General features: G+C 69.6%; 24 protein-coding genes. 14 read left to right on the top strand and 10 right to left on the bottom strand.

What is annotated here, in order from left to right; all coding sequences use genetic code 11:
* Positions 1 to 143 precede the first annotated feature (143 nt).
* Positions 144 to 1,787: a Vgb family protein gene (locus tag AC30PD_RS15635; RefSeq protein ID WP_489536587.1), complete on the top strand. Its 1,644-nt coding sequence runs from the start codon at positions 144 to 146 to the stop codon at positions 1,785 to 1,787.
* Between the two features lie 162 nt (positions 1,788 to 1,949).
* Positions 1,950 to 3,248, top strand: a complete 1,299-nt coding sequence (locus tag AC30PD_RS15630) for a DUF4397 domain-containing protein (RefSeq protein WP_489536586.1) — start codon at positions 1,950 to 1,952, stop codon at positions 3,246 to 3,248.
* Here the strand turns inward: AC30PD_RS15630 and AC30PD_RS15625 are convergent.
* A complete protein-coding gene (locus AC30PD_RS15625) occupies positions 3,245 to 3,805 on the bottom strand; it encodes an OmpA family protein (protein ID WP_489536585.1) in 561 nt (186 codons plus the stop codon). The two genes, AC30PD_RS15630 and AC30PD_RS15625, sit on opposite strands and share 4 nt — an antisense overlap.
* 48 nt (positions 3,806 to 3,853) lie before the next feature.
* Positions 3,854 to 4,501, bottom strand: coding sequence for a TetR/AcrR family transcriptional regulator (locus AC30PD_RS15620; protein WP_489536584.1), 648 nt, complete (start codon positions 4,499 to 4,501; stop codon positions 3,854 to 3,856).
* A 153-nt stretch (positions 4,502 to 4,654) separates the two neighbouring features.
* Here AC30PD_RS15620 and AC30PD_RS15615 point away from each other — a divergent pair, with 153 nt between their 5' ends.
* The 4 genes from AC30PD_RS15615 to AC30PD_RS15600 are packed head-to-tail and all read left to right on the top strand — an operon-like array spanning position 4,655 to position 9,414.
* Positions 4,655 to 5,458, top strand: a complete 804-nt coding sequence (locus AC30PD_RS15615; RefSeq protein ID WP_489536583.1) for an SDR family NAD(P)-dependent oxidoreductase — start codon at positions 4,655 to 4,657, stop codon at positions 5,456 to 5,458.
* A gap of 43 nt (positions 5,459 to 5,501) precedes the next feature.
* On the top strand, positions 5,502 to 6,638 hold the full coding sequence (locus AC30PD_RS15610) for a DUF5938 domain-containing protein (protein WP_489536582.1): 1,137 nt from the start codon (positions 5,502 to 5,504) through the stop codon (positions 6,636 to 6,638).
* 32 nt (positions 6,639 to 6,670) lie between these two features.
* Positions 6,671 to 8,221, top strand: coding sequence for an AMP-binding protein (locus AC30PD_RS15605; RefSeq protein ID WP_489536581.1), 1,551 nt, complete (start codon positions 6,671 to 6,673; stop codon positions 8,219 to 8,221).
* A complete protein-coding gene (locus AC30PD_RS15600) occupies positions 8,218 to 9,414 on the top strand; it encodes a lipid-transfer protein (RefSeq protein WP_489536580.1) in 1,197 nt (398 codons plus the stop codon). Before AC30PD_RS15605 ends, AC30PD_RS15600 begins: the two co-directional genes overlap by 4 nt.
* On the opposite strand, the gene AC30PD_RS15595 is transcribed toward AC30PD_RS15600, so the two are convergent.
* Complete coding sequence (locus AC30PD_RS15595) at positions 9,415 to 10,326, bottom strand: HDOD domain-containing protein (protein WP_489536579.1); 912 nt, start codon at positions 10,324 to 10,326, stop codon at positions 9,415 to 9,417.
* A 176-nt stretch (positions 10,327 to 10,502) separates the two neighbouring features.
* Between AC30PD_RS15595 and AC30PD_RS15590 the strand changes: the two genes are divergently transcribed.
* Positions 10,503 to 11,336, top strand: coding sequence for a HoxN/HupN/NixA family nickel/cobalt transporter (locus AC30PD_RS15590; protein WP_489536578.1), 834 nt, complete (start codon positions 10,503 to 10,505; stop codon positions 11,334 to 11,336).
* On the opposite strand, the gene AC30PD_RS15585 is transcribed toward AC30PD_RS15590, so the two are convergent.
* Together AC30PD_RS15585 and AC30PD_RS15580 are read right to left on the bottom strand one after the other, a co-directional pair.
* On the bottom strand, positions 11,311 to 11,637 hold the full coding sequence (locus tag AC30PD_RS15585; protein WP_489536577.1) for a hypothetical protein: 327 nt from the start codon (positions 11,635 to 11,637) through the stop codon (positions 11,311 to 11,313). The two genes, AC30PD_RS15590 and AC30PD_RS15585, sit on opposite strands and share 26 nt — an antisense overlap.
* A 70-nt stretch (positions 11,638 to 11,707) precedes the next feature.
* A complete protein-coding gene (locus tag AC30PD_RS15580; RefSeq protein ID WP_489536576.1) occupies positions 11,708 to 12,778 on the bottom strand; it encodes an alcohol dehydrogenase in 1,071 nt (356 codons plus the stop codon).
* A 278-nt stretch (positions 12,779 to 13,056) separates the two neighbouring features.
* Here AC30PD_RS15580 and AC30PD_RS15575 point away from each other — a divergent pair, with 278 nt between their 5' ends.
* Together AC30PD_RS15575 and AC30PD_RS15570 are read left to right on the top strand one after the other, a co-directional pair.
* Positions 13,057 to 13,377 carry a hypothetical protein gene (locus tag AC30PD_RS15575; protein WP_489536575.1) on the top strand — a complete coding sequence of 107 codons (321 nt, stop codon included), beginning with the start codon at positions 13,057 to 13,059 and terminating at the stop codon, positions 13,375 to 13,377.
* A gap of 58 nt (positions 13,378 to 13,435) precedes the next feature.
* On the top strand, positions 13,436 to 14,704 hold the full coding sequence (locus tag AC30PD_RS15570) for an amidohydrolase (RefSeq protein WP_489536574.1): 1,269 nt from the start codon (positions 13,436 to 13,438) through the stop codon (positions 14,702 to 14,704).
* 8 nt (positions 14,705 to 14,712) lie between these two features.
* On the opposite strand, the gene AC30PD_RS15565 is transcribed toward AC30PD_RS15570, so the two are convergent.
* Genes AC30PD_RS15565 through AC30PD_RS15555 form a run of 3 tightly spaced genes read right to left on the bottom strand, consistent with a single transcriptional unit; the run spans position 14,713 to position 18,040 of the window.
* Positions 14,713 to 16,407 carry an MFS transporter gene (locus tag AC30PD_RS15565; protein WP_489536573.1) on the bottom strand — a complete coding sequence of 565 codons (1,695 nt, stop codon included), beginning with the start codon at positions 16,405 to 16,407 and terminating at the stop codon, positions 14,713 to 14,715.
* Positions 16,365 to 17,225 carry a class I SAM-dependent methyltransferase gene (locus AC30PD_RS15560; protein ID WP_489536572.1) on the bottom strand — a complete coding sequence of 287 codons (861 nt, stop codon included), beginning with the start codon at positions 17,223 to 17,225 and terminating at the stop codon, positions 16,365 to 16,367. Before AC30PD_RS15560 ends, AC30PD_RS15565 begins: the two co-directional genes overlap by 43 nt.
* Before the next feature lie 2 nt (positions 17,226 to 17,227).
* Positions 17,228 to 18,040 (bottom strand): class I SAM-dependent methyltransferase, encoded by an 813-nt coding sequence (locus AC30PD_RS15555; RefSeq protein WP_489536571.1) that lies wholly within the window; start codon positions 18,038 to 18,040, stop codon positions 17,228 to 17,230.
* Between the two features lie 268 nt (positions 18,041 to 18,308).
* Here AC30PD_RS15555 and AC30PD_RS15550 point away from each other — a divergent pair, with 268 nt between their 5' ends.
* The 3 genes from AC30PD_RS15550 (at position 18,309) to AC30PD_RS15540 (ending at position 20,732) form a co-directional block, all read left to right on the top strand.
* Positions 18,309 to 18,836, top strand: a complete 528-nt coding sequence (locus AC30PD_RS15550; protein WP_489536570.1) for an OsmC family protein — start codon at positions 18,309 to 18,311, stop codon at positions 18,834 to 18,836.
* Positions 18,837 to 18,845: 9 nt separating this feature from the next.
* The gene (locus AC30PD_RS15545) at positions 18,846 to 19,808 is read left to right on the top strand and encodes an AraC family transcriptional regulator (protein WP_489536569.1); all 963 of its coding nucleotides are present in this window, start codon (positions 18,846 to 18,848) and stop codon (positions 19,806 to 19,808) included.
* A gap of 90 nt (positions 19,809 to 19,898) precedes the next feature.
* A complete protein-coding gene (locus tag AC30PD_RS15540; protein WP_489536568.1) occupies positions 19,899 to 20,732 on the top strand; it encodes a hypothetical protein in 834 nt (277 codons plus the stop codon).
* Positions 20,733 to 20,768: 36 nt separating this feature from the next.
* Here the strand turns inward: AC30PD_RS15540 and AC30PD_RS15535 are convergent, their stop codons facing one another.
* Positions 20,769 to 21,548, bottom strand: a complete 780-nt coding sequence (locus AC30PD_RS15535) for a LytR/AlgR family response regulator transcription factor (protein WP_489536567.1) — start codon at positions 21,546 to 21,548, stop codon at positions 20,769 to 20,771.
* Complete coding sequence (locus tag AC30PD_RS15530; protein WP_489536566.1) at positions 21,545 to 22,627, bottom strand: sensor histidine kinase; 1,083 nt, start codon at positions 22,625 to 22,627, stop codon at positions 21,545 to 21,547. Before AC30PD_RS15530 ends, AC30PD_RS15535 begins: the two co-directional genes overlap by 4 nt.
* A gap of 128 nt (positions 22,628 to 22,755) precedes the next feature.
* On the opposite strand from AC30PD_RS15530, the gene AC30PD_RS15525 reads away from it, so the two are divergent.
* Positions 22,756 to 22,977 (top strand): hypothetical protein, encoded by a 222-nt coding sequence (locus AC30PD_RS15525; RefSeq protein WP_489536565.1) that lies wholly within the window; start codon positions 22,756 to 22,758, stop codon positions 22,975 to 22,977.
* A complete protein-coding gene (locus AC30PD_RS15520) occupies positions 22,977 to 24,197 on the top strand; it encodes an MFS transporter (protein WP_489536564.1) in 1,221 nt (406 codons plus the stop codon). Before AC30PD_RS15525 ends, AC30PD_RS15520 begins: the two co-directional genes overlap by 1 nt.
* Positions 24,198 to 24,199 lie beyond the last annotated feature (2 nt).

Here is a 24,199-nt window from a genome sequence, read left to right as displayed (position 1 = left end):
TGCGGCCGATGCTGCAGGAGATCAAGAAGAACCTGCGCGCCAAGCGCTACGCGCGCGCCGACTGAAGCGCTGTCGCTCACGTGACGTGGGCGGCCCGAAAGCCGGGCATAGACTGTTTCTCCCACAAGAACATGGAGACAGTCATGAACCGATATTTCTCGCGGGCCTGCGGGCTCGCCGCGTCTGTCGCGATCGTGCTCGGCCTGAGCGCTTGCGCTTCATCGCCACCCACGCGCCCCGCCGCGTGGGGCGCCCCCGAGGCGCTGGTCGCGCCCTCGTCGTTCGCCGGCGTGCACGGCCTCGCGGTCGACACCAAGGGCCGGCTGCTCGCCGGCTCGGTGGTCGGTTATTCGATGTGGGAAGTCGACCGCCAGACCGGCGCCGCCAAGGTGCTGATCCCTGCGCCCGAAGGCCAGGCCGACGACATCGCGGTGGGCCCGAAGGGCGAACTCGCCTGGACCAACTACCTGATGGGCATGGTGCGTTACCGCGAGAACGACACGGCGCCGATGAAGGTGTTGGCGAAAGACCTGCCCGGCCTGAACTCGCTCGACTTCGATCGCAAGAACGGCAAGCTCTACGCGTCGCAGGTCTTTCTGGGCGACGCGCTCTGGGAGCTCGACGTGGCCGGCGTGAAAGCGCCGCGCCTGATCGCCAAGGACATGGGCGGCTTCAACGGTTTCGAGGTCGGCCCCGACGGCATGCTGTACGGCCCGTTGTGGTTCAAGGGCCAGGTCGTGAAGATCGACCCGGCGAATGGCGCGATCACCGTGATCAACAGCGAATTCAAGATCCCGGCCGCCGCCAACCTCGACGGCAAGGGCAACCTGTGGGTCGTGGACACGCGCACCGGCGAGCTCTGCAAGGTCGAGCTCGCGAGCGGCCGCAAGACCGTCGTGAAACAGCTCAAGCCGGCGCTCGACAACCTGGCCATCGCACCCGACGGCACGGTCTACGTGTCGAACATGGCCGACAACTCGATCGAGGCCTACGACCCCGCCACCGGCGCGCTGCGCACACTCACCAGCGGCAAGCTGGCGGTGCCCGCCGGGCTCAAGCTCGACCGCGATTCGTTGTGGGTCGCCGACGTGTTCGGCTTTCGCCAGGTGAACGTGAAGAACGGCGACGTGAAGGACATCTTCCGCATGCAGGCTTCCGACATGGAATACCCGTTCGCGGTGGGCGTGTCGTCGAAGCTGTTCGCGCTGACCTCGTGGTTCACCGGCACGGTGCAACTCGTCGACCGCAGCTCGCTGAAGACCGTGCACACGATCCACGGCCTGAAGGCGCCCTTCGACGCGCTGCCGATGGAAGACGGCAGCGTCGTCTATGCCGAGATCGCCACCGGCTCGATCACGCAGGCCAGCGGCGCCGATTACAAGACCACCAAAGTCATCGCCGCCGGAATCGCCGGCCCGGTGCAGATGACACTCGGCCGCGACGGTGCGCTCTACGTGACCGAAGCCGCCGGCAAGCTCACGCGCATCGACCTGGCGAGCGGCGCCAAGACCGAGGTGGCGAGCGGCCTGGCGCTGCCCGAAGGCGTGGCGCAAACGCCCTGGGGAACGTTCATCGTGGCCGAGAGCGCAGCCGGCCGGCTGACCGAGATCGACCCGGCCACCGGCACGCGCCGCAGCGTGGCCGAGAACCTGCCGATCGGCCTGGCCGCCGGCCCCGGCATGCCGCCGCCCTACGTGGTGACCGGCGTGGCCGTGGCCGCCGACGGCACGGTGTATTTCAGCGCCGACAAGAACAACGCGGTCTACCGCGTCCGGCCACAACGCTGACACGCGGCACGCGGCCGCGCAGAACGCGGCCGTTGAAGATCGCTCACGCTTCTTTACGCAGCGTGCGCGAGCAGCAATCAAGTCGACACCCTGCCCCGGTTCAATCGCGCGTTCACGGCGGCCCGCCACGGGCCGCCGGATCACCAGAACGAGGAACCGGGAATGAATGACTCAAGGCGGTTGGCGGGCCTCGCCGTGGCGCTGCTCGCGGTGTTGCTGCAGGCGTGTGGCGGCGGTGGCAGCGACTCGACCGGCAGCGCTTCGGTGCGCGTGATCAACGCGACCCAGAGCCACGCGTCGATCGACTTGCTCGCAGGCTCGACCGTCATCGTGCCGGCCACCGCACTCGACACGGCCAGCGCTGCCGTGTCGCAGACCGCCGGCACCATCACATTCCAGGCCAACGACGCCGGCGACGGCAACGCGCTCACCACCACATCGGCGGTGGTCGGCAAGGACCTGCACTACAGCCTGCTCGCGTACGAGGCGAGTGGCGCGGTGAAGCTCGCGTCGATCGGCGAAGACTCGACCGCACCCACCGCCGGCACGGCCCAGTTGCGCATCTTCGACGCCGCCAGCAGCGCCGGCACGCTCGACGTCTACGTGACCGCGCCAACCGCCGACCTGGCCGGCGTGGCCGCGCCCACCTTCACGATCAGCGCACCCAACTACGCGCTGTCGAGCGGGCTGGTCTCGTTCGCGCCGGGCACCTACCGGGTGCGCGTGACCGCGGCCGACAACAAGACCGACCTGCGGCTCGACATGCCGAGCGTCACGCTCGCCGACCAGGCTGTGGCCACCGTGGTGCTCACACCGAGCGCCGGCGCCAACCTCGTCAATGGCGGGTTGCTGATCCAGCAAGGCAGCTACACGCCCTGGCGCAACACGAATGCGCGGGTGCGGCTGGCCGCCGCGGTGTCGGGCGGTGCCACCGTGGCCGCCAGCGCCGGCAGCACGCCGATCGAAACCGCGCTCGTCGCGCCTTCGGTCGGTGCCTATGCGCTGGTGCCCACCACCACCAACGCGGCGCTGGCCGTCACCATCAACGGCAGCCCGTTGAACTTGCCCACGCTGGCACTCGCCGCCGGCAGCGACGCCACGCTGCTCGTGCATGGCAGCCCGAGTGCCGCCACGGCGGCGCTGATCACCGACGACAACCTGCTGCCCAGCGCCGCCACCAAACTGAAGATGCGCATGGTCAACGGCGTGACGGGCGCAGCGACGGCACTCACGCTCAACGCCGACTTCAGCGTGATCGCCAGCAACGTGCAGCCGGGCCAAGCTTCGGGCGCCGCACTGGTCACCGGCAACACCGCGATGCGCCTCGAAGTGACTTCGCCGCAGACGCAGCAGTCGCTGTACCTGCAGACCGCCCTGAGCATTCCCGGCGGCGGCGTCTACACGTTGTTCATGCTGGGCGACGCCGCAGCGCCGGTCGGCCTGCTGCGGCGCGACCGCTAACGTTTGGCCGGCGCGGCCTCGCTGACGACGATCTCCAGGCCATCGCCCGGCGCCCCGGCGGCGAGCACCACACGCGCCGCCTGCACTCCCCGCGCGACCATGTAGTCGCGTGCGCTGGCGGCCCGGTCGCGGGCCAGGTTCGCGCCGCTGCTGGCGCTGTCAGCGGCGGCCGAGACGCGCAGCTTGGTCGTGTCGCCACGCTGGCTGCGCGCCAGCCGGTCGAGCACCGCGCCGAGCGGCGGCTTGACGACCAGCGAACCTCGGTCGAAGCAGAAGCTCAAGGGCACGTCGACCTTCATGCTGCCGTCGGCCTGCATCGAGAACACGACCGGCGTGCCCTTGAACAATTCGGCGAGCCGTTTCTGTTCGGCCGCCAGCGCGGCGCGCGGCGGCACCGGCGTCGACGCCGCCGCGGCTGAAGCGGACGGGCTCGCCGGCGCCGCCGCGCCTGCCGTGGCGGCGGGTGCGGCCGCCGGAACGGGCGCCGCCTGCTTGCTGGCGCAACCGGCCAGGCCGATGAGCAGCGCAGCGATGAACCAATACAGGGAAGCTTTCATGGCCGCCCATTAGAGCGCAGAAGTCGACCGGCGCCGGCGAGCGCCGCCTCAGGCAGCCACAGCCTGCTTGCGCCGCTTGCCGGCCACCGGCGCGGGCACCAGTTGCGGGACCACCAGCCGCACATGGGCCTGCATCGCGGCCACGGCCTTCTTGTCGCCCGACAGGTGCTTCTGCAAGGCCTGCTGGAACAGGCCGTCGAACATTGCATAGGCCACGCCACTGGGCAGGCCCACCGGCTGACCACCGAGCTCGGCAAAGCGCGACAGCACGCGCCAGATCATCTTCTCGAGGCTCTTGTCGATCTCGGCCACGTCGGCACGAAACGCGGCTTCGAACAGCGACTGCGCGCGAAGGTCGTACCAGAGCCGGTGCAGCGAGGCTTCCTTGCGCAGCGTGTCGCCGAGGGCGGCGGCAAACCCTTCGAGCAGCTCTTCGTAGTTGGTCGACGTGGCCGTGACCTCGTCGTAGCGCTTCACGCAACGCGCCTTGTACTGGCGAACGCTGCACAGGATCAGGTCGAGCTTGTCTTCGAAGTAGTAGTGCAGCACGCCGTGCGAGAACTCGGAGTTCTGCGCGATCTCGCGCAGGCTGGTGCGCGCGTAGCCGAGCTCGGCCAGCGTCTGCAGCGCGGCTTCGCCGAGCTCGGCGCGGCGCTCGTTGAACTTGTCGTCGCGAGGGCGGGGGGTCGTGGCCATGGCGCGATTGTAAAGAGCGCGGCGGCCACCGGCCAGTGGCGCAACTTCCAGTTCTTGACACTTGTCCAAAACCCTCTTGACAGTTGTCAAGACGACTTCTACGATGAAATTCTTCCCTTGGACATTCGTCCAAATAACACCAGGAGACACACCATGAACAAGTTCGACCTGACCGGCCGCAAGGCCCTGGTCACCGGCGGCGCACGCGGCCTCGGTGAAGGCATGGCCCAGGCACTGGCGGCGGCCGGCGCCTCGGTGATGATCGGCGACGTGCTCACTTCGCTCGGGCGCGACACGGCGGGCAAGCTCTCGGCCGGTGGCGCGAAAGCCGGCTTCGTGAAGCTCGACGTGACCCAGGAAGCCGACTGGCTCGCCGCCGTGCAGGCCACCGTCGACACGCTCGGTGGTTTCGACATCCTGATCAACAACGCCGGCATCGAAGTCACCGCGCTGGTGGCCGACATCGACCCGGCTGCCTTGAGCAAGATGCTCGACGTCAACATCGTCGGCACCGCGCTCGGCATGAAACACGCCTTCCGCGCCATGCGCCCGGGCGGCGCGGCCGGCAAGGGCGGCGCGGTGGTCAACATCTCGTCGGTGGCGGCGACGATCGCCTTCCCCGCCATCGCCGGTTATTCGGCCACCAAGTCGGCGGTCGACCGCCTCACGCGCGTCGGCGCCATGGAAGCCGGCAAGCTCGGCTACGGCGTGCGCGTGAACTGCATCTACCCCGGCCTCGTGCCGACCGAGATGGGCATGAAGCTCGCGGGCGACGTGGTCGCGGCGGGCTTGTTCGCCTCGCCCGAAGCGGCGGTCGGCGCGATCATCGAGCAGACCCCGTCGGGGCGGCTCGGCGAGGTGAGCGACATGGCCGACGCGGTCGTGTTCCTGTGTTCCGACGCAGCACGCTTCATCACCGGCGCCGGCCTGCCGGTCGACGGCGGCATGGGCATGTGATCGATCAGCCACGTCACGACAACACAGCAACAGGAGACAACCCATGAGCAAGAACAGCAAGAAGCCCGTCGTCGTCTACGGCGCCTCTGGCTACACCGGCCGGCTGGTGTGCGAGTACCTGCGGGAATACAACATCCCGTTCATCGCAGCGGGTCGCAGCGCCGACAAGCTCCAGGCGGCGATGAAGAGCAACGTCGCCGGCATCGAGACCGCCAGCTACGAGGTGGTCGAGGTTCCGCATACCACCGCGGCGCTGACCAAGCTCTTCGACGGCGCGTCGGTGGTGCTGAACACCGTCGGCCCGTTCGCCAAGTTCGGCCACGAGGTCGTGCAGGCTTGCCTCGCCTCGAAGTGCCACTACACCGACACCACGGGCGAGCAAGACTGGCTGATCACGCTCGACCAGGAATACGGCGCGAAGTTCGCGAACGCCGGCCTGCTGCTGTCGCCCGGCCTCGCGCAGATGTACACCACCGGCGAGATCGCCGCGCAGTTGTGCCTGGAGACGCCGGGGATCGACACGCTCGACATCGCGGTGTTCTGGGGCGGCAGCCCGACGATCGCGTCGACCGCGACCATCCTTGTCAACGCCGCGATGGCCAAGGCCTACCACCTGCAGCAGAACGAGTACGTCGAGCACCAGCCCGATGCCGGCCTGTACCACCTCGCGATCCCCGGACAGCACGAGATGGCGCTGGCGCTGCCCTGGGGCGGCACCTCGCACCCGGTGTGGTTCAAGCGTGATCCGCGGGTTGCCAACGTCAAGGTGCTCGGCGGCGTGTTCAACAAGCCGCTGATGCTCGGCGTGCCGCAGATCGTGGCTGCCGCGCTCGAAGCCACCAAAGACATGAAGCCCGACGAACGCTACGCCGCGCTCGCCCAGACGGCGGCCGGCGTGATGAACACGATGCCGCCGCGCGAGAACCCGCGCATCAACAAGTCGGTCGACTCCGTGCACGCGCAAGGGCCGCTGGCACGGGCGCACTGCGTGATCTACGGCAACTGCAACTACAAGCAGACCGGCTTGCTGCAGGCATACGCGGCGGCCTCGCTGCTGCAGCAGCCGCCCAGGCGCGCCGGCTTCGCATCGGGCTGCCAGGCGTTCGGCCATCGCGAGCTGCTCGGCGCGTTGAAGAGCTTCGGGCTGGTGCAGGAGCCGGTGCTGAGCGTTCACAAGTGAAGCATCGAGTCGCGGCAGGCTGAGGGGCTCTCATGAGACTGGTCGACTACCTCGACAAGGGGGCGCAGCTCGGCACCGCGTCGCCTTGTCTGACGATGAACGGCGTGGATCTCGGCTACGCCGAGGTGCAGGCGATCAGCCACCGCGTCGGCCGCGGCCTGCAGCGCTCGGGCATCGCGCCGGGCGACAAGGTCGCGGTGCTGTCGAGCAACGACGCGCACGCCTTCGCCTGCGTCTTCGGCATCTCGCGCGCCGGCGCGGTGTGGTGCCCGATCAATCCGCGCAACGAGACGAGCGAGAACCGCTTCGTGCTCGATGCGTTCGACTGCGCCGCGCTGATCTTCCACAGCAATTACGCGCCGATGGTCGAGCAGATGCGCGCGGGGCTGCCGAAGGTCAAGGCCTGGGTCTGCCTCGACAAGCCGGTGCCGTTTGCGCCGTCGCTTTCGCAATGGCTCGAAGGTGTCGGCGCCGAACCGTTGACTGTTGCGCCGATCGACGATGTGGCGATGATCGCCGGCACCGGCGGCACGACCGGCAGCCCGAAGGGTGTGATGCTCTCGGGCCGCAACCTCGAGACCATGAGCGCGCTCACGCTGATGGGCTACCCCTTCGACGGCCGCCCGTCGTACCTGGCGCTCGCGCCGCTCACGCACGCCGCCGGCGTGTTGTGCCTGCCGGTGATGGCACTCGGCGGCCGCGTGGTCATCATGCCCAAGCCCGACCTCGGCGAGTTCCTCGCTTTGATCGAACGCCACCGCGTGACCCACACCTTCCTGCCGCCGACGCTGATCTACATGCTGCTGCAGCACGAGCAGCTGGCCACCACGAAGCTCGATTCGCTGCAGTGTTTCTGGTACGGCGCCGCACCGATCTCGGTCGCGCGGCTCGAAGAAGCGCTGACGAAGATCGGCCCGGTGATGGCGCAACTCTTCGGCCAGACCGAGGCGCCGATGATGATCTCGATGATGGCGCCGCGCGACCACTTCAACACCGACGGCACGGTGGCGAAGCAGCGCCTCGGCTCCGCAGGCCGGCCCGGCCCGCTCGTGCAGGTGGCCACGATGAACGCCGAGGGCGCCTTGTTGCCGACCGGCGAAACCGGCGAGATCGTGATCCGCAGTTCGCTCGTGATGATGGGCTACTACAAGGACGCCGCCGCCACGGCCGAGGCCGGCCGCTTCGGCTGGCACCACACCGGCGACATCGGCCGCCTCGACGCCGACGGGTTTCTCTACATCGTCGACCGCGCGAAAGACATGATCATCACCGGCGGCTTCAACGTCTATTCGGTCGAGGTCGAGCAGGCGCTGATGCAACACCCCGACGTTCAAGACAGCGCCGTGATCGGCCTGCCCGACGACAAGTGGGGCGAGAAGGTGGTGGCGGTGCTGCAGCTGCACGCCGGGCGAAGTGTCGACCCGCACGACATCCAGGCGTTCGTGAAAGCGCGCATCGGCAGCGTGAAGACGCCCAAGCTGGTCGAGGTCTGGCCCGACCTGCCGCGCTCGAAGGTGGGCAAGGTGATGAAGAAGGACATCCGCGCAGAGATGCTGAAACGCACGCCGAAAGCAGCGGCATGAGCAAGGCATTCGTGGCCGGCGTCGGCATGATCGCGTTCGCCAAGCCAGGCGCGAACGACCCCTACCCGGTGATGGCCGCGAACGCCGGCCGATTGGCGTTGGCAGATGCCGGCGTGGCCTTCGACGCGATCGCGCAAGCCTATGTCGGCTACGTGTACGGCGACTCGACGAGCGGGCAGAAAGCGCTGTACGGCCTGGGCATGAGCGGCATTCCGATCTTCAACGTCAACAACAACTGCTCGACCGGTTCGACCGCCCTCTTCCTCGCGCGCCAGGCCATCGAGAGCGGTGCCGCTGACTGCGTGCTCGCGCTCGGCTTCGAGCAGATGAACCCGGGCGCGCTCGGCACGGTCTTCAATGACCGGCCGAGCCCCTTCGAAGACTTCGACCGCGAAGCCGCCGCGCTGGTCGGCATGCCCGAGCTGCCGCTCGCGCTGCGTTACTTCGGCGGCGCCGGCCTGGCGCACATGAACAAACACGGCACGCCGCTCGAGGCCTTTGCCAAGGTGCGCGCCAAGGCCAGCCGGCACGCAGCGCGCAACCCGCTCGCGCTGCTGCGCAAGGAACTCACGGCCGAAGACGTGATGAACGCGCCGATGCTGTGGCCCGGCGTGCTGACGCGCCTGATGGCCTGCCCGCCGACCTGCGGCGCCGCGGCGGCTGTGCTCGTGTCCGAGGCCTATGCCAAGCGCCACGGCCTGCGCACCGACGTGTTCATCGCCGCGCAGGCGATGACGACGGACCGGCCCGACAGTTTTGCAAGCCACGACATGATGCAGCTCGTGGGCTACGGCATGAGCCGGCGCGCGGCGCAGCAAGTCTTTGAGCAGGCCGGCATCGGGCCCGACGACATCGACGTGGTCGAGCTGCACGACTGCTTCGCGCAGAACGAGTTGATCAGCTACGAAGCGCTCGGCCTGTGTGCCGAAGGGGGCGCGGCAGCCTTCATCGACGCCGGCGACAACACCTATGGCGGCCGGGTGGTCACCAACCCTTCCGGCGGCCTGCTGTCGAAAGGCCACCCGCTCGGCGCCACGGGGCTGGCCCAGTGTTACGAGTTGACCCACCAGCTGCGGGGCACGGCCGAACAGCGCCAGGTGCCGGGCGCGCGCCTGGGCCTGCAGCACAACCTCGGGCTGGGTGGCGCGTGCGTGGTCACGCTCTACGAGGGCCGCGCACCGGCGGCGCGCTGATCAGAGCGCCGGCTCGGTTTCGAGCAGCGTGTCGTAGAGCTTGATGAAGCTCGCGTCGGGTTCGCCGCCCGGAGCGGTGAAGCCGGCGCGCAGCGCCGGCGGCAGGGCGGCCAGTGCCACGTCCGCATCTTGTTTCTGCGCGACCGACGTCACCAGCGTGCACGCACCGCGCAAGGCCAGCGCGAGTGGCGCCTGAAGTTCGGCGAGCGGGCGCACCGCGCTGCCGACCGCCTCGGCGATGGCTTGCGGGAACCCGAGCGACTCGACCCACAGCGCGCCCACCGTCGGGTGCTCGATGCCGAAGGCTTCGAGCTCGATCGCGGCGAGCTCGGCACCGCGCAGCACCTCGAAGCCGGCGAACATGGCGTTGGCGATGTCGGGGTAGCTGCGGCACAGGATCAGGTGCCCGGTCGCGTGCAGCAGGCCGCACAGGTAGGCTTCTTCGGGGTCGGCCGCCAGGCGCGGCGCGAGCTTGCTGGCGGCGGTGGCGGCCACCAGCGCGTCACGCCAGAACAGCGGCATGTCGATGCTCTCGATCTTCTCGAAGGTCGCGGCCACCCCGCAGGCCACGATGAGCTTGTTGAGGGCCGCCGTGCCGATCATCGCCACGGCGGCGTCGATCGAGGCCATCGAACGCTGGCCGCCGAAGAACGAAGAGTTCGCCACCTTCAGCACCTTGGCGCTGAGCACCGGGTCGCGCGACAGCGCTTCGCCGATCTTGCGCGCGTCGACGTCGGGGTCGCGCAGCGCGGCGATCAGGCGTTGCACAACGGCGGGGATCGTCGGCAATTCGACCCGGCCGGCGGCCACGTCGTCGATGAAACGCGGCGTGGCGGGGCCTGCGGCTGGTTTCGCTTCGACGGCCCGTTTCTCCGGCACAAGGGTGAAGGCAGGGATGTGGTCTTTGTTCATGGCAGCGGCCCGGTTCGCCGGCTCCGTGGGGTTCGCGCCAGTGTTCACGATGCAGCGGCCCGGCGGCGCGTGCAACAGCGGCGGGAAACAGGGCCTTCTCGGTGCTTGCCGGCCTGCGGCGCCTGGCGCGAACCTTGCTCGAAGCCGGTATGAAATAAGATCCAAAGTTCCTACACATGAACACCGACCTGCCCAGCGACTTCATCGGGCTGGCCCTCGTGGTGCTGATGCTCGGCATCAAACACGGGCTGGACGCCGACCACCTCGCCGCCATCGACGGCCTCACGCGTTACAACGCGCAGGCGCGGCCACGGCTGGCGAGCGCCGCCGGCGTGTTGTTCTCGCTCGGCCATGGCCTCGTGGTGGTGGGCGTGGCGCTCGGGGTGTCGACACTCGCCCAGGCCTGGCGCGCGCCGCACTGGCTCGAGTCGTTCGGCGCCTGGGTGTCGATCGGCGTGCTCACGCTGCTGGCCTTGCTGAACATCGGCGCCGTGCTGCGAACCCCGTGCGACCAGGCCACGCCGCTGCTCGGCTGGCGCTGCGGCGTGTTCGCTCGGCTGCTGCGGGCCCGCAACCCCGCCACGGTGATGGCGGTGGGCACGCTCTTCGCGCTGTCGTTCGACACCGTGAGTCAGGCCACGCTGTTCGCGGTGACGGCCACGCGCTTCGGCGGCTGGCAGAGCGCGCTGTTCCTCGCCTTGACCTTCATCGCCGGCATGCTGCTGACCGACGGCCTGAACGGCTGGTGGATCGCACGCCTGGTGCGCCGTTCCGACCAGACCGCGCGCATCGCGTCGCGTGTGATGGCGCTGGCGGTCTCGGGCGTCAGCCTGCTGACCGCCGGCCTCGGCGTCGCCACGCAGACGGTGCCCGGCATCGATGCCTGGGCCGACGACAAGGCGCTCTGGTTCGGCGCCGCCATCGTGCTGGTGATGGGCACGAGTTACCTCGTCGGCCAGCGGCTGGCGCGCACCGACACGCGGCTCAGTTCTTTCGTGCAGCCTTCGTGATGGCCTGGCTCGCGATCAGCTCCGAGCTGACCGAGCGTTCGAGCGAAGCGCGCGACAGGCCCGACTGCTCGTAGTGCAGGTTCTCGTACAACTCGGCCGCGGCCGGGTGGGCGCCGAGCACGGCGTTCAGTGCGTCTTGAGGCAGTTCTTGCGACAAGGCCAGCGCGAGCCGCTGCACCAGGGCGCGGTACTGATCGGCACCGACGGCCACACCGCTGGCTTCGACCCGCTCGAGCAAGCGCGCGAGCGCGATCACGGTCTCGAGGCGCGACTTGATGGTTTCGACGGGCAGTGCGGACATGAAAGACTCCTGCAGCGGGCGCGCGGCATCGCGCACCCATGCACCCCAACTGCGGGCGCCGCCGCCGAGTTCAAGGCTGCAGCACCACCCGGCCCACCACGCGCCCCTGCGCCAGGTCGCCCAAAGCCTGGTTGACCTGTGACATCGGCCGCAGGTCGAGCGGGATCTGTGGCAGTTTCACGCGCTGCGCGAGTGCCACCAGCTCGCGCAGGTCGTTCAGCGAGCCCACGTAGGAGCCGCTGATCTGCAGCACTTTCAGCGCGAACGTGGGCAGCGGCATGCGGAACTCGCCACCGAACAGGCCGACCATCACCACGCGCCCGCCGCGCCGCACCAGGTTCACCGCCAGCGACGAGGTCGACTCGGCGCCCACGAAGTCGATCACCGCCGCCACGTTGAAGCCGCAGGCCTTGCCGATGGCCTTCAGCGCGTCGGGCATCGCGGGGTCGAAAGCGAGCGCCGCACCATGGGCGAGCGCCGCTTCGCGCCGCCCCGGGTCGGAATCGATCACCACGGTGCGCGCCGGCGACAACGCCGAGTGCAGCGCCACGGCCGTCATGCCCACGCCACCCGCGCCGATGATCACGACCACGTCGCTCTCGGTCAGCGTGCCGAGCCGGCGCACCGCGCTGAACGCCGTGATGCCCGCACACGCGAAGGTGGCGGCACGCGCCGGGTCGAGGCTGCCGGTGGCGACGAGGTAACGCTCGTGCGGCACCCGCACCAGGTCGGCAAAACCGCCGGGCTTCTGGATGCCGAGCGTGTTCGACGCGCGCGGGCACACATGGTCGTCACCCTGCTCGCACACCGGGCAGGCGCCGCAGCCGATCCACGGGTACACGACGACCGGGTCGCCGACGGCCACGCCCTGCACCTCGGGCCCGATCTCGGCCACCACGCCGCCGATCTCGTGGCCCATGGTCAGCGGCAGCGTCGCGCCGGCCCGCGCCAGCGACGAGAGTTTGCCGCCACCCATGTCGAAACCACCGGCCTGCACGTGCAGGTCTGAATGGCAGATGCCGCAGTGCGTGATGCGCACGCTGACCTCGTGGCCGGCCGGCGGCGCAAGCTCGTCGGCCTGCTCTTCAAGCGCCCCGCCCCAGGACGTGAAAGCCCAGCGGTGGGCGCAGCGGTAGTTCATGGTCGTCTCCGGTGGTGGCAGCAGGCCAGCACGGTAGCACCGCGCCCGCCGCTTGGGCACCGGGCCTGTCACCCAGGCCACTGGCGCGACATCCTGCACGCGGCAGTGGCCGACAAGCCACCGACTCGAACATCGCCGTGCAGCACATGGCGGCGCCTGTTTTGTCGTGCTGACACAGCCGCGGCCGGTGAACAGAATGCCGCATCCATCGGGGCAGTGGCCACGTACCTGTGCTCCTGTGCCCTCTTCACCAGCCCTGCCCACCCGACGCCGACCGCATGAAAAAGACGCTCAGGAGTTTGCTGACCGGCAAGGCGCCGAAAGCCCACGCGGCCCGGCCCTCGCCCGCCGTGCCGACGAAGCGGGCGGTCTGGCGCATCAGCGAAAGCGCGCCCATGGGCGAGTGGGTCGACCCCGACGAGCTGCCGGCGCCCGGCCGGGCGCAGAAGCCGCCGCGGCCCGACACCTCGGGCAGCGGCTGGATCGAGTCGTCGATGGACCTGCTGAGCGGGGCCGACGTGTCGGAAGACCCCGACACGTCGCCCGATGAACTGTTCGACGACCTGAACCTGCGCCCCGGCGCGCCGAAGCGCGATTGAGCTTCACGAAGGCGTGCTAAGGTTTCCCGGCGCGGCGCCGTGCCGCCGAAAGGGCAGCATGTCGGAGCGCGTCGTCCACCCCACTTCACTCGCCAGCCGCATCGACGCGGCCGCAGCGTCGATCGAGCCGCAGTTGGTGCGCTGGCGGCGCGACTTCCATGAACACCCCGAACTCGGCAACCGCGAATTCCGCACCGCGGCCGTGGTGGCCGAACACCTGCGCGCGCTCGGCCTCGACGAGGTGCGCACCGGCGTCGCCCACACCGGCGTGGTCGGCCTGCTCAAGGGCGCGCTGCCCGGCCCGGTGGTCGCGCTGCGCGCCGACATGGACGCGCTGCCCGTCAGCGAAGAAGTCGACCTGCCTTTCGCCTCGAAGGTGAAGACCACCTGGAACGGCGAGACCGTGGGCGTGATGCACGCCTGCGGCCACGACCTGCACACCGCCATCCTGATGGGTGTGGCCGAAGTGTTGACCGGCCTGCGGGCCACGCTGCGCGGCTCGGTGAAGTTCATCTTCCAGCCGGCCGAAGAGCTGCCGCCCGAAGGCGAAGACGGCGGCGCGAAGATGATGATCCAGCAAGGCGCGCTGGAGCACCCGACGCCGCAGGCGATCTTCGGCCTGCATGTCACGTCGCGCCTGCCGCTCGGTGTGATCGGCTACCGCCCGGGGCCCACGATGGCGAGTGCCGACAACCTCAGCATCACCGTGCACGGCAGCCAGACGCACGGTGCGATGCCGTGGTTCGGCGTCGACCCGATCGTCACCGCCGCGCAGGTGGTGCTCGGCCTGCAGACCGTGGTGAGCCGCCAGCTCGACCTGACGCGCGAGCCGGCGGTCGTGACCATCGGCGCCATCAAGGGTGGCGTGCGCGAGAACATCATTCCCGATTCGGTCGAGATGCGCGGCACGATCCGCAGCTTCGACGAAGAGATGCGCGACGACATCCACGAGCGCGTGACCACGCTGGCCGAAGCCATCGCACGCGGCTCGCGCGCCAAGTGCACGGTGTGCATCCGCAAGAACTACCCGGTGACGGTGAACGACCCGAAGTTGACCGAAGCGATGGTGCCGACGCTGGAGCGCACCGCCGGCGCGGGCCAGCTGATGCTCGTGCCCAAGGTGATGGGCTCGGAAGACTTCTCGTTCTTCCAGCAGCTCGTGCCGGGCCTGTTCATCTTCATTGGTGTGGTGCCGCCCGGCACCGACCCGCGCACCGCGGCACCGAACCATTCACCCCGTTTCTTCGCCGACGAGCGCTGCCTGGTGAACGGGGTGCGCGCGCTGGCGCAGCTGGCGTGCGACTACCTGGAGTCGACCACCCGGTAAGCCGGCACTCAGGCCGCGGCGAGGGCCGGCGCCGGCGCCACCCGCAACACTTGCCACGACAGCCGCGCCTGCGCTGCCAGCACCAGCGCCGCGGCGGCCGGCACCACGAAATACAGCCACTCGGCCTGCGGCCACCAGCGCCGCAGGTACATCGCGAGCAGCAGCGGCGCCAGCACGAGGCCGAGGCGGCCAAGCACGCTGGCGCTGGTGCCGAGCACGGCCGCGCCGGTGGCCAGGAACACGGCCGAGGCCACGAAGATCAGCGTGAACAGCGTTTCGAAGATCGGCGCCGCCGCGCCGGCGTTCCAGACCCCGGCGCGGTAAGGCAGCCAGGCCAGGCACGCGAGCGCGAGCACGCCGGCCAGCACGCGGGCGCGGCGCGCACCGCGGCCGTCACCGGCCGGTTCGCTCGCGGGCTTGATGAAGGGCAATACGGCCAGGCACAACACGCCGACCACCGCGTCGATCAGCAGGGTCTTCGGGTAGCCGAGCGCCTCGATCGCGATGCCCTGCCACATCGCCGAATAGGCGATCGCCAGGTTCATCATCGCCATGTACGCGGTGAACTGCGTGGCCGCCACGGCCGGGTTGGTCACGTCCATCAGCAGCGCCGAGCGGGTGCCGTACATCAGGCCCTGCGCCACGGCATAGAGCAGCGTCGCGACCCACACGGCGGTCACGAGTGCGGGGGCGGCCACGCGCTTCACGGCGTCGGTGGGGCTGGTCGGCATGATCCAGTTCTGCTCGGTCAGCACGCCCATCATGTAGAGCACCGGCAGGCTCATCAGCGCCAGGTAGACGAACAGCGTGCGGCGCCTGCCCCAGCGGTCGGAGAGGTAGCCGCCCAGCACCATGCACGAGGCCGAGACCACCTGCGACCACAGGCTCAGCCAGGCGACGCTGTCGTCGTTCATGCCGATCTCGACCGCCAGGTTCGACTGCAGAGCCAGGCCCATGCTCATGGCCCCGGCCGGCAGCAGCGAGAAGAACACGCCGGCGAACGCACCGCGTGTGCCGAGGAAACTGCGGAACGCCTCGACCGAGAAGTTCTTCATCTCGCGCACTGCCGACGACAGCCCGGCCAGACGCCGGGAGGCCACGGGCGCGGCCGCTTCGCGCAACGGCAGCACGATGAAGACGGTGACCGCCGCGATGCACCCGGCCACGAAAATGAACCCGCCCTTCAGCCCGATGAACGGCATCAGGAACAGCACACCCGCGCCACCCACCGCGCTGCCGATCGCCGCGCCGCCGAACATCACGCCGTTGGCCAGGCCACGCTCGTCTTCGTGCAGCGTGTTCACGGCGAGTGCGTCGATCGCCACGTCCTGCATCGCACCGAAGCTGTTGTGCACCAGGAGCACCGCGGTGAACAGGCCGAGCTGCGCCGGCAGATCGAGCCCCATGCAGGCGAGCAGCGTCAGGATCATCATGACCTGCGTGCCGAGAATCCAGCCGCGGCGCCGGCCGAAGCGCTCTGACGCGAACACGTCGATGAATGGCCCGAAGGCCCACTTGAAGGCCCAGGGCAGATAGAACGAACCGACGAAAGCGCCGATCTCGGCCGGCCCCACGTCCTGCCTGCGCAACTGCGCGGCCACCGCGGTGGCGGCGAAGCCGAGCGGTATGCCTTCGGTCACGTAGAGAAAGAAGAAAGCCGTCAGGCGGCCGAAGCGGGTGGCGAGAAGGTTGGGCAGGCGCATGCCGACAGTTTCGCAGAGACAACGACGAACTCGACCGGCACGCGGTAGGCCGCGCCCTCGCGCCACGGCGCAATGGCTTCGAGGTAACGCCGGCGAACACGCTCGCGCACGTCGGCGCCGAAGCGCGACCAGGCCAGCGCTACCGGCCCGCCGACGAACGCGGCCTCGCTGGCTTCTTCGGCATCGGCATATTCGAGCGTGGTGACGATCCGCCGGGTTTCGATGCGCTCGAAACCGGCCTCTGCACACAGGCGCGCCAGAGCATCACCCTGCCCGAGGCGAAAGAACAGCGGGCACACGTCGCTCGCCACTTCGTCCTGCACGATGCCGAACAGTGGCGCCCAGCCACAGTGCGCACGCGCGCCCCAGACGGCCCCGACCATGCGCCCGCCGGGCCGCAGTACGCGGCTCATCTCGCACAACGCACGCTCGGGTTCGGGCATGTACATCAGGCCGAGCGCGCACAGCGCCACGTCGAAGTCGGCATCGGCGCATTCGAGATCCTCGGCATCCATGCGCGCGAAGTCGGCGTGGCGCAGCCCGTGTTCACGCGCGCGCCGTGCGGCAGCGGCCACCATCTCGCCCGAGAGATCGACACCGAGAACCCGCCCGGTCGGGCCGACCGCCCGGGCCGCAGCGAACGACACCAGCCCGGTGCCGCAGGCCATGTCGATCACGCGCTCGCCCGGCTGCAACGCGGCCTGCGCCAGCAGCGTCGCCTGCACGCCGGCCAGCTGCGCACCCCACAAGGGCTCGTAGTCAGCCGCCGCCAGATCCCAGCCGTAGCGCTGCACGCGCCGCTGCAGCCTGGCTTCCATGTTCAGCGGCGGGTCACCACGACTTCAAGGTACTCGCTCGGTACCACCAGCGTGCCCGGGCCAGCGCGGTTCAGGCGGTTCAGCAGGTCGGTCAGGTCGCTCTCGAGCGCGGCCGCCTTGTCGGGTGGCAGGGCCAGGAAGGCCTTGTGCACCGGCCCGTACCAGGTGCGGAACACCTCGATGAAGTGCGCCGCCGAGCGGTAGCGGAAATTGAACAGGCGCGGCGTCGCCTTGATCTCCGCTGCGCTTTCTCCGAACAGCGAACGCAGATGGGTTTCCGTGCCCCACAACGCTGGCGGCTGCACGCCGGGCGGCGGCGGCAACTGTTTGCCGAGTGTCTTGAACAACTGGCCGATGAAACCCTCGGGGGTCCAGTTCGCCAGGCCGATGCGACCGCCCGAGCGGCACACCCGGGCCATCTCGGCCGCTGACTTCGCATGGTCGGGCGCGAACATCACGCCGAAGGTCGAGAACACCGCGTCAAAGCTCGCATCGCGGAACGGCAGCGCTTCGGCGTCGGCGGCCTGGAACGTGACCTGCAGCCCTTCTGCGCGGGCACGCTCGGCGCCTCGTTCGAGCAAGGTCGCCACGTAGTCGGTCGAGGTGACCTGCGCGCCACGCCGTGCGGCGGCGAGCGTGGCGTTGCCGTTGCCGGCGGCAACGTCGAGCACACGCTCGTCCCAGCGCAGGTCGCAGGCTTCGGCGAGCTCTTCGCCGACCAGTTGCAGGGTCGTGCCGATGACGGCGTAGTCGCCGCTGGCCCAGGCGGTTTGCTGGCGGGCTTTGAGGGCGGAAAGGTCAGTGGGTGCGTTCATGGGGTCGGCTCCTTGAGGGGTGGGGCAGGCGCCGGTCGGCTTGCCCTGGTGCGCACTTTCGCGCCCGGCGCCGCGCGCTGTCCTGCCCACGCGTCGGCCCGGCCTGCCCGATCGTCCGAACGATCGCCGGCAGGCTGCAGCAGCTGCCGCAGCGTCCGGGATTGCTGCCCGAACGTCCGGGCGCGCGCCGCCCACATCCGTGGTGCTTGGACTTGAGCGTGCCGATGGTCACAATGAACCGCACCGGATCGGTAGCAAAGGCTCAGCCATGACAACACGAGAACTCGCCGCCGCACTCGAACGTGTGCACAGCGTACTGAAGCGCCGGCCCGAGGCCGGCGTGCACGACGACGCGCCCGCCACCGCCCGCTGGAAAGGCGGCACCCGCGTCGTCGCGAGCCACGCCAACGGCACCGAGGTCGCCAGCGACATGCCGACAGAATTCGGCGGCACCGGCGACCACATCACCCCCGGCTGGCTGTTTCGCGCCGGCTTCGCGTCGTGTGCCAGCACCTCGATCGTGATGGCCGCCGCGGCCGCCGGCATCGAACTCGACACGCTCGAAGTGCGCGCCAGCAGCCGCTCCGATTCACGCGGCCTGCTCGGCATGGCCGGCACCGACGGCGAGCCGGTGTTCGCCGGGCCGGGTGACGTGCAGCTGCACGTGACGATCTCTGCAACAGGTGTCGGCGCTGAGCGCCTGCGCACGCTGGTCGAAGCCGGTGTGCGCTGCTCGCCGATCCCGAATGCGGTGCAGCAGGCCACGCCGTTCGCGCTGCACATCGACGTTAGCTGAGTCGGCCGCATGGACGCGCTCTCTGAAACCCTGCGCGTCGTGCGCCTCGTGGGCGCGGTGTTCATCAACGCGCGCTTCACGGCACCCTGGTGTTACCACTCGCCGCACGCCGACATCGCCGCGCCGGTGCTCGAGCCCGGCGCCGAGCGCGTGGTGATCTGGCACATGCTGACCGAAGGTGAGTGTTTCGTCGAACTCGACGACGGGCCGCCGGTACATCTGGTCGCGGGCGACGCGGTGCTGTTCCCGCAGGGCGACGCGCACCGGATGACTTCGCAGCCCGGCCTGGTGCCAGCGAGCGGCACCTCGCTGCGCGACGTGCTCTCGCGCCGACCGCGCCAGCTGAGTTACGGTGGCGGCGGCGCGACGACGCGGCTGGTCTGCGGTTACCTCGCCTGCGACGCGCGCCTGGCGCAGCTGCTGCTCACCGGCCTGCCACCACTGGTGCGCGTGAACGTGCGCGGCTCGAACGCCGGTCCCTGGCTCGAAGCCTCGGTGCGTTACGCACTGGCCGAAGCGCGCTCGCCCCGGCCCGGCGGCGCCGGCGTGCTGGCCAAGCTGGCCGAGGTGCTGTTCATCGAGGTGCTGCGCCTGTACATGAACGAACAGAGTGCCGGGCGAACCGGCTGGCTCGCCGGCGTCAGTGACCGCGTCGTCGGTGCGGCCCTGAACGCGCTGCACAAACGCCCGGCCCACGCCTGGACGCTGGAAGAGCTGGCGCGCGAAGCCGGCAGCTCGCGCTCGGTGCTGGCCGAACGGTTCCAGCAACTCGTCGGCAGCTCGCCGATGCAGTACCTGACGCAGTGGCGCATGCTGCTCGCGGCCAGCCTCTTGTGCCGCAGCAACGCGCCGCTGGCGCGCATCGCCGAAGACGTGGGTTACCAGACCGACACCGCTTTCAGCCGCGCCTTCCGGCGCGAGTACGGCGCCCCGCCGGCGGCTTGGCGACGCGGCCAGGCCACAGCTCGCTAAAGCGGCCGAAGCAGGCGTCGCTGGCCGAGCGACGGCACGACTAACATTGCGGACGTCCATCACGACAAATCGACCCAGGAGACCAGCCCGATGCGCCACCTTCGCCCGCCCTCGCCCACCCCTTCGCGTAGCCTGTTCGCGCTCGTCGCCACCGCGTTGCTCGCACTCGCGCTCAGCGGCTGTGCGTCACCCGCCGCACCGACCGCCAAACCGGCCGCACCGACCAAGACGGCGCTGTGGGTCGGCAACAGTTTCTTCTACTACAACAACAGCATGCACGGCCACGTCGGGCGACTGCTGTCTGCCGCGAACCCGGGCGAAAAGGGCTACCGCGCCACCTCGGCCACGATCAGCGGTTCGGGCATCAACTGGCACGACCTGGAAGCGCACTTCCGGCCCGGCGGCGTGGGTTCGTATTCTTTCGACGGCAACAACAACGTCGTCTTCAACACGTTCGACAAGCCCTTCGACGTGGCGATCATCATGGACTGCAGCCAGTGCCCGATCCATCCGCAGCTCTCGAAGATCTTCTTCGAGTACGCGGCGAAAGACAGCGCGATCGCCCGCAAGTACGGCGCCGAGCCCGTGTTCTTCATGTCGTGGGCCTACTCCGACAAACCCGAGATGACCGAGCAGCTCGCCGCCGCGTACACGAAGGCCGGCGCCGAGAACAAGGCCAAGGTGGTGCCAGCCGGCCTCGCCTTCGCGCGGTCGATCGCCAAGCGCCCCGACCTGAACCTGTACGAAGCCGACAAGCGCCACCCGAGCCTGATGGGCACCTACCTCGCGGCCTGCACCGTGCTTGCGTCGGTCTACGGCCCTTCGCCGGTGGGCAACCGCTACACCGCCGGGCTGCCGGCCGATGTGGCCGCCCATCTGCAGGCGGTGGCCTGGGAAACGGTGCAGTCCTATCGCCAGCCCTGAGCTGAGCCGGCACCGCGCCGGCGTTTCAACGGCGCTTCACATCTGCCTGAACAGATGCACGTAGCTGCGGCTCACCGAGAGCCGCTCGGCGCGGCCCTTCAGGTGCACTTCACCGGAGTCACCCGGGCCGTGCGAGAACCGGTCCACCTGCGCCAGGTTGACGATGGCCGAGCGGTGGATCTGCACGAAGCAAGAAGGGTCGAGCGCATCGGCCAACTCGCGGATCGGCGTGCGGATCAGGGCTTCGCCGCCTTCCCAGGCCACCACCGTGTACTTGGCGTCGGCGCGAAGGTAGAGCACCTGCTCCACCGGGATCAGCCGAACCGAGTTGCCGACCGAGGCCTTGATCCATTGCAGGTGTGAACGCGCTGCGCCGTTCTGCCGGAGTTCCGCCGCCAGCCGCTCCAGCAACTCGCCGTACTCGGGGCGGGGCGTGTTGTCGGCTTCGGGTGCGCGCAGGCGCGCCTGCAGGCGCTGCACCGTGTCGCGCAGGCGTTCTTCTTCGAGCGGCTTGACGAGGTAGTCGATCGCGCCATGGCGAAACGCCTCGACGGCATACCGGTCGAAGGCGGTCACGAAGACCACCTCGGCGCGCCGGTCGACGCAGCACGCCACTTCGACGCCGTTCATGCCCGGCATGTGCACGTCCAGGAACACGACTCGCGGCTGCAACTCGTCGAACAGCTCGACCGCTTCGCGCCCGTTGCGCGCCTGCGCCACGACCTGCAGCTCGGGCCACAGGCGAGCGAGGTGCGCCACGAGCTGCTCGCGCAGCAGCGGCTCGTCGTCGGCGATCAGGGCGGTCGGCGCACTCATGCAGCACGCGGCGTCACGCGGATCTCGGCGCGCACGCCGTGCGGCGACTGCTCGGACAAGTCGACACGTGCGTCTGGGCCGAAGAAGGCCTGCAGGCGTTCGCGCAGGTTGCGCAGGCCGGTGCCGGTGCCGGCGTGGCGGTCGGAGAAACCCACGCCGGTGTCGGCCACCCACAGCAGCAACTCGCCGCCCGCACCACGGCGCGCGCCGACGTCGATGCGGCCGGCGTCGATGCCGGGGTCGATGCCATGGCGCACCGCGTTCTCGACCAGCGTCAACACGCCCATCTGCGGAAACGCGAGCGTGCGCAGCGCCGGATCGATCTCGACCGCGAACGTGAGCCGGTCGGGCATGCGCATCAGCATCAGCTCGAGGTAGGCGCGCACCAGCCGCTCTTCGTCGCCGAGCGTGGCCGGCGCGTCGCGGTGCAGTTGCGGCATGGCCGCGCGCAGGTAGGCGATCAGGCTGCGGAACACCGGCGCCGCATTTGCAGAACCGCTTTCGACCAGCTGCTGCACATTGGCCAGCGTGTTGAGCAGGAAGTGCGGCTCGATCTGCGCCGTCATCAATTGCAGCCGGGCGTCGGCGGCCTGGCGCTGCAGGGTTTCGCGTTCGAGCGCGAACTGCAGCGCTTGGGCCCGCACCTGCGCGTCGCGCTCGCGGTACAACGCGCCCAGCCCGAACAGCGTGCCGACCAGCGCGCCACTGAGCGTGACCAGCACATAACCGCGCACATGCGGGCGTGAGCTGATGAAGGCCGAGAAGTCACCGCCGGCGGCGAGCAGTTGCACGATCAGCGGCGACAGCACCGCGCCCAGCGCGATCGCCAGCACCTGGGCCACCCAGCGTGGCAGCAGCGTCTGCGGACAGGCGCCTGCCAGCGTGAACGCGAACAGCAACACCATGCCGACGAACAGCGTTTCGCCGAGCAGCTCTATGTAGGGGTTGTGTGTGACCGGCAGCAGCGCCACCGCGGCCACGACCGCCAGCACGACCACCAGCGCGAGCTGGCGGCGGGTCGGGATCAGGCGCGTGCGGTCCCAGCGTGGCCCGGGCTCGGAAGGGGTGGCGGTCGTCATCGGGCACAGGTTATCGCGGAGCGGCCTGTGGTCAAGGCCGGGGCTGGGGCGATGCGGACGAAGCGCGGGAAACGGGGAGCAGGCTGCGGCGGCGGGGCATACTGCCGCATCGCATCGCTGGGGCACGCATGACCGGGACCCGAACCTTCCAAGTGAAAGAGTACGAACTGTCCTGCAGTGCGGTGGCCAAAGCGAGCGGTGGCTTCGAGCCCGCACTGGTCATCTGCCGACAGGCCTGGCCGAAACGGCCACGCACCATCGCGGTGGTGCGCGGCGCCCACACGTCGGCCGACAGCGCGATCGAAGCGGCCCACGCGCAGGGCATCGAGTGGGTCGCGAACTACGGCTGATGAGCGACAACGCCCGCGCCACAGTGCCCACGGGCGCCGCGATCTACATCGCGGGCGTGCAGTTCCTGTTCGTCACCACCTGGACGATCTACGTGATCTTCCTGCCGAAGTTGCTCGCCTCGGCCGGCCTGCCGGTGGCCTGGACCCCGTGGATCCTGCTGCTCGACCAGCTCGTGTTCATGGTCGCCGACGTGGCCAGCGGCGTCTACGCCGACCGGGTACAACGTCTGCTCGGTCGCCTCGGCCCGCTGATCGTCGGCTGGACCGTGCTCTCGTGCATCGCCTTTCTGCTGCTGCCTCACGTGGTGCTGTTCGGCAGCGCGGCGCCGCTGCTGGCGCTCGGGCTGATCCTGGTCTGGACCACCACCTCGTCGGCGCTGCGCGCGCCGCCCTGGGTGCTGCTCGGCAAACACGCCGCGCGCCCTTCCCTGCCGTGGCTGAATTCGCTGACGCTGCTCGGCCTGGCCGCAGGCGGCGCGCTCGCGCCATTTCTCGGCGTGGCGCTGAAGAACATCGACCCGCGCCTGCCGTTCGCGCTGTCCAGCCTGACGTTGCTGGCAGCCACTGCCGGCATCGTGCACCTGGAGCGCAGCCTGGCACGCCAGCCCGCTGCGGCGGCAACACCGCAGGCGCCACGCGTGTTCGGCGCACAGCACGCAGCCTGGATGCTTGGCATCCTGCTGCTGGCCGCCGCGTTCCAGACCCACTTCTCGCTCAACGCCGCCACCCAGTACCTGCGCTTTGCGAAACCGGCCGAGCTGGAGTGGCTGATGCCGCTGTTCTGGGTCGGCTTCGGCGCGGCCATGCTGCCCGGCAGCGCACTGTGCAAGCGCCACGGCCCGCTGCGGGTGATGGCGGTGGCGGCATTGTTCGGTGCCGGCAGCGCGCTGGCGGCGGCCGGTGCGGCGTCGCTCGGCGTGTTGATCGCGGCCCAGCTCGTCGCCGGCTTCGCCTGGGGCTGCATGCTGGTTTCGATCTTCTCGTCGGCCGCCGAGCTCGGCCGCAGCGGCCGCGAAGGCCTGGCGCTCGGCACGATGTTCGCGATGCTCGCGCTGGCCACGCTCGTGCGCATCGGGGCGGTGCTGGCCGGCCTGCCGAAGAACGCTGCACTCGCCCCGGTGCTGGCATGGCTTCCGGCACTGCTGTGGGTGGCGGGCGCCGCGGTCATCGGCGCGCTCGCCTTGCGCACGCGGCCGCAGGCTGCGCCCGCGGCGGCCTGACG

Origin of the sequence: Rhizobacter sp. (genome assembly GCF_032229685.1) — a bacterium.
Classification (GTDB): Bacteria; Pseudomonadota; Gammaproteobacteria; order Burkholderiales; family Burkholderiaceae_C; genus LMDS01.
Note: the sequence above shows the minus strand (reverse complement) of the source record. Positions and strands in the feature narration are given on the sequence as shown.

Bases quoted from the DNA above. Each gene is read 5' to 3' on its own strand.
- AC30PD_RS15635 (WP_489536587.1), top strand. From the start codon at position 144: ATGAACCGATATTTCTCGCGGGCCTGCGGGCTCGCCGCGTCTGTCGCG.
- AC30PD_RS15630 (WP_489536586.1), top strand. From the start codon at position 1,950: ATGAATGACTCAAGGCGGTTGGCGGGCCTCGCCGTGGCGCTGCTCGCG.
- AC30PD_RS15625 (WP_489536585.1), bottom strand. From the start codon at position 3,805: ATGAAAGCTTCCCTGTATTGGTTCATCGCTGCGCTGCTCATCGGCCTG.
- AC30PD_RS15620 (WP_489536584.1), bottom strand. From the start codon at position 4,501: ATGGCCACGACCCCCCGCCCTCGCGACGACAAGTTCAACGAGCGCCGC.
- AC30PD_RS15615 (WP_489536583.1), top strand. From the start codon at position 4,655: ATGAACAAGTTCGACCTGACCGGCCGCAAGGCCCTGGTCACCGGCGGC.
- AC30PD_RS15610 (WP_489536582.1), top strand. From the start codon at position 5,502: ATGAGCAAGAACAGCAAGAAGCCCGTCGTCGTCTACGGCGCCTCTGGC.
- AC30PD_RS15605 (WP_489536581.1), top strand. From the start codon at position 6,671: ATGAGACTGGTCGACTACCTCGACAAGGGGGCGCAGCTCGGCACCGCG.
- AC30PD_RS15600 (WP_489536580.1), top strand. From the start codon at position 8,218: ATGAGCAAGGCATTCGTGGCCGGCGTCGGCATGATCGCGTTCGCCAAG.
- AC30PD_RS15595 (WP_489536579.1), bottom strand. From the start codon at position 10,326: ATGAACAAAGACCACATCCCTGCCTTCACCCTTGTGCCGGAGAAACGG.
- AC30PD_RS15590 (WP_489536578.1), top strand. From the start codon at position 10,503: ATGAACACCGACCTGCCCAGCGACTTCATCGGGCTGGCCCTCGTGGTG.
- AC30PD_RS15585 (WP_489536577.1), bottom strand. From the start codon at position 11,637: ATGTCCGCACTGCCCGTCGAAACCATCAAGTCGCGCCTCGAGACCGTG.
- AC30PD_RS15580 (WP_489536576.1), bottom strand. From the start codon at position 12,778: ATGAACTACCGCTGCGCCCACCGCTGGGCTTTCACGTCCTGGGGCGGG.
- AC30PD_RS15575 (WP_489536575.1), top strand. From the start codon at position 13,057: ATGAAAAAGACGCTCAGGAGTTTGCTGACCGGCAAGGCGCCGAAAGCC.
- AC30PD_RS15570 (WP_489536574.1), top strand. From the start codon at position 13,436: ATGTCGGAGCGCGTCGTCCACCCCACTTCACTCGCCAGCCGCATCGAC.
- AC30PD_RS15565 (WP_489536573.1), bottom strand. From the start codon at position 16,407: ATGCGCCTGCCCAACCTTCTCGCCACCCGCTTCGGCCGCCTGACGGCT.
- AC30PD_RS15560 (WP_489536572.1), bottom strand. From the start codon at position 17,225: ATGGAAGCCAGGCTGCAGCGGCGCGTGCAGCGCTACGGCTGGGATCTG.
- AC30PD_RS15555 (WP_489536571.1), bottom strand. From the start codon at position 18,040: ATGAACGCACCCACTGACCTTTCCGCCCTCAAAGCCCGCCAGCAAACC.
- AC30PD_RS15550 (WP_489536570.1), top strand. From the start codon at position 18,309: ATGACAACACGAGAACTCGCCGCCGCACTCGAACGTGTGCACAGCGTA.
- AC30PD_RS15545 (WP_489536569.1), top strand. From the start codon at position 18,846: ATGGACGCGCTCTCTGAAACCCTGCGCGTCGTGCGCCTCGTGGGCGCG.
- AC30PD_RS15540 (WP_489536568.1), top strand. From the start codon at position 19,899: ATGCGCCACCTTCGCCCGCCCTCGCCCACCCCTTCGCGTAGCCTGTTC.
- AC30PD_RS15535 (WP_489536567.1), bottom strand. From the start codon at position 21,548: ATGAGTGCGCCGACCGCCCTGATCGCCGACGACGAGCCGCTGCTGCGC.
- AC30PD_RS15530 (WP_489536566.1), bottom strand. From the start codon at position 22,627: ATGACGACCGCCACCCCTTCCGAGCCCGGGCCACGCTGGGACCGCACG.
- AC30PD_RS15525 (WP_489536565.1), top strand. From the start codon at position 22,756: ATGACCGGGACCCGAACCTTCCAAGTGAAAGAGTACGAACTGTCCTGC.
- AC30PD_RS15520 (WP_489536564.1), top strand. From the start codon at position 22,977: ATGAGCGACAACGCCCGCGCCACAGTGCCCACGGGCGCCGCGATCTAC.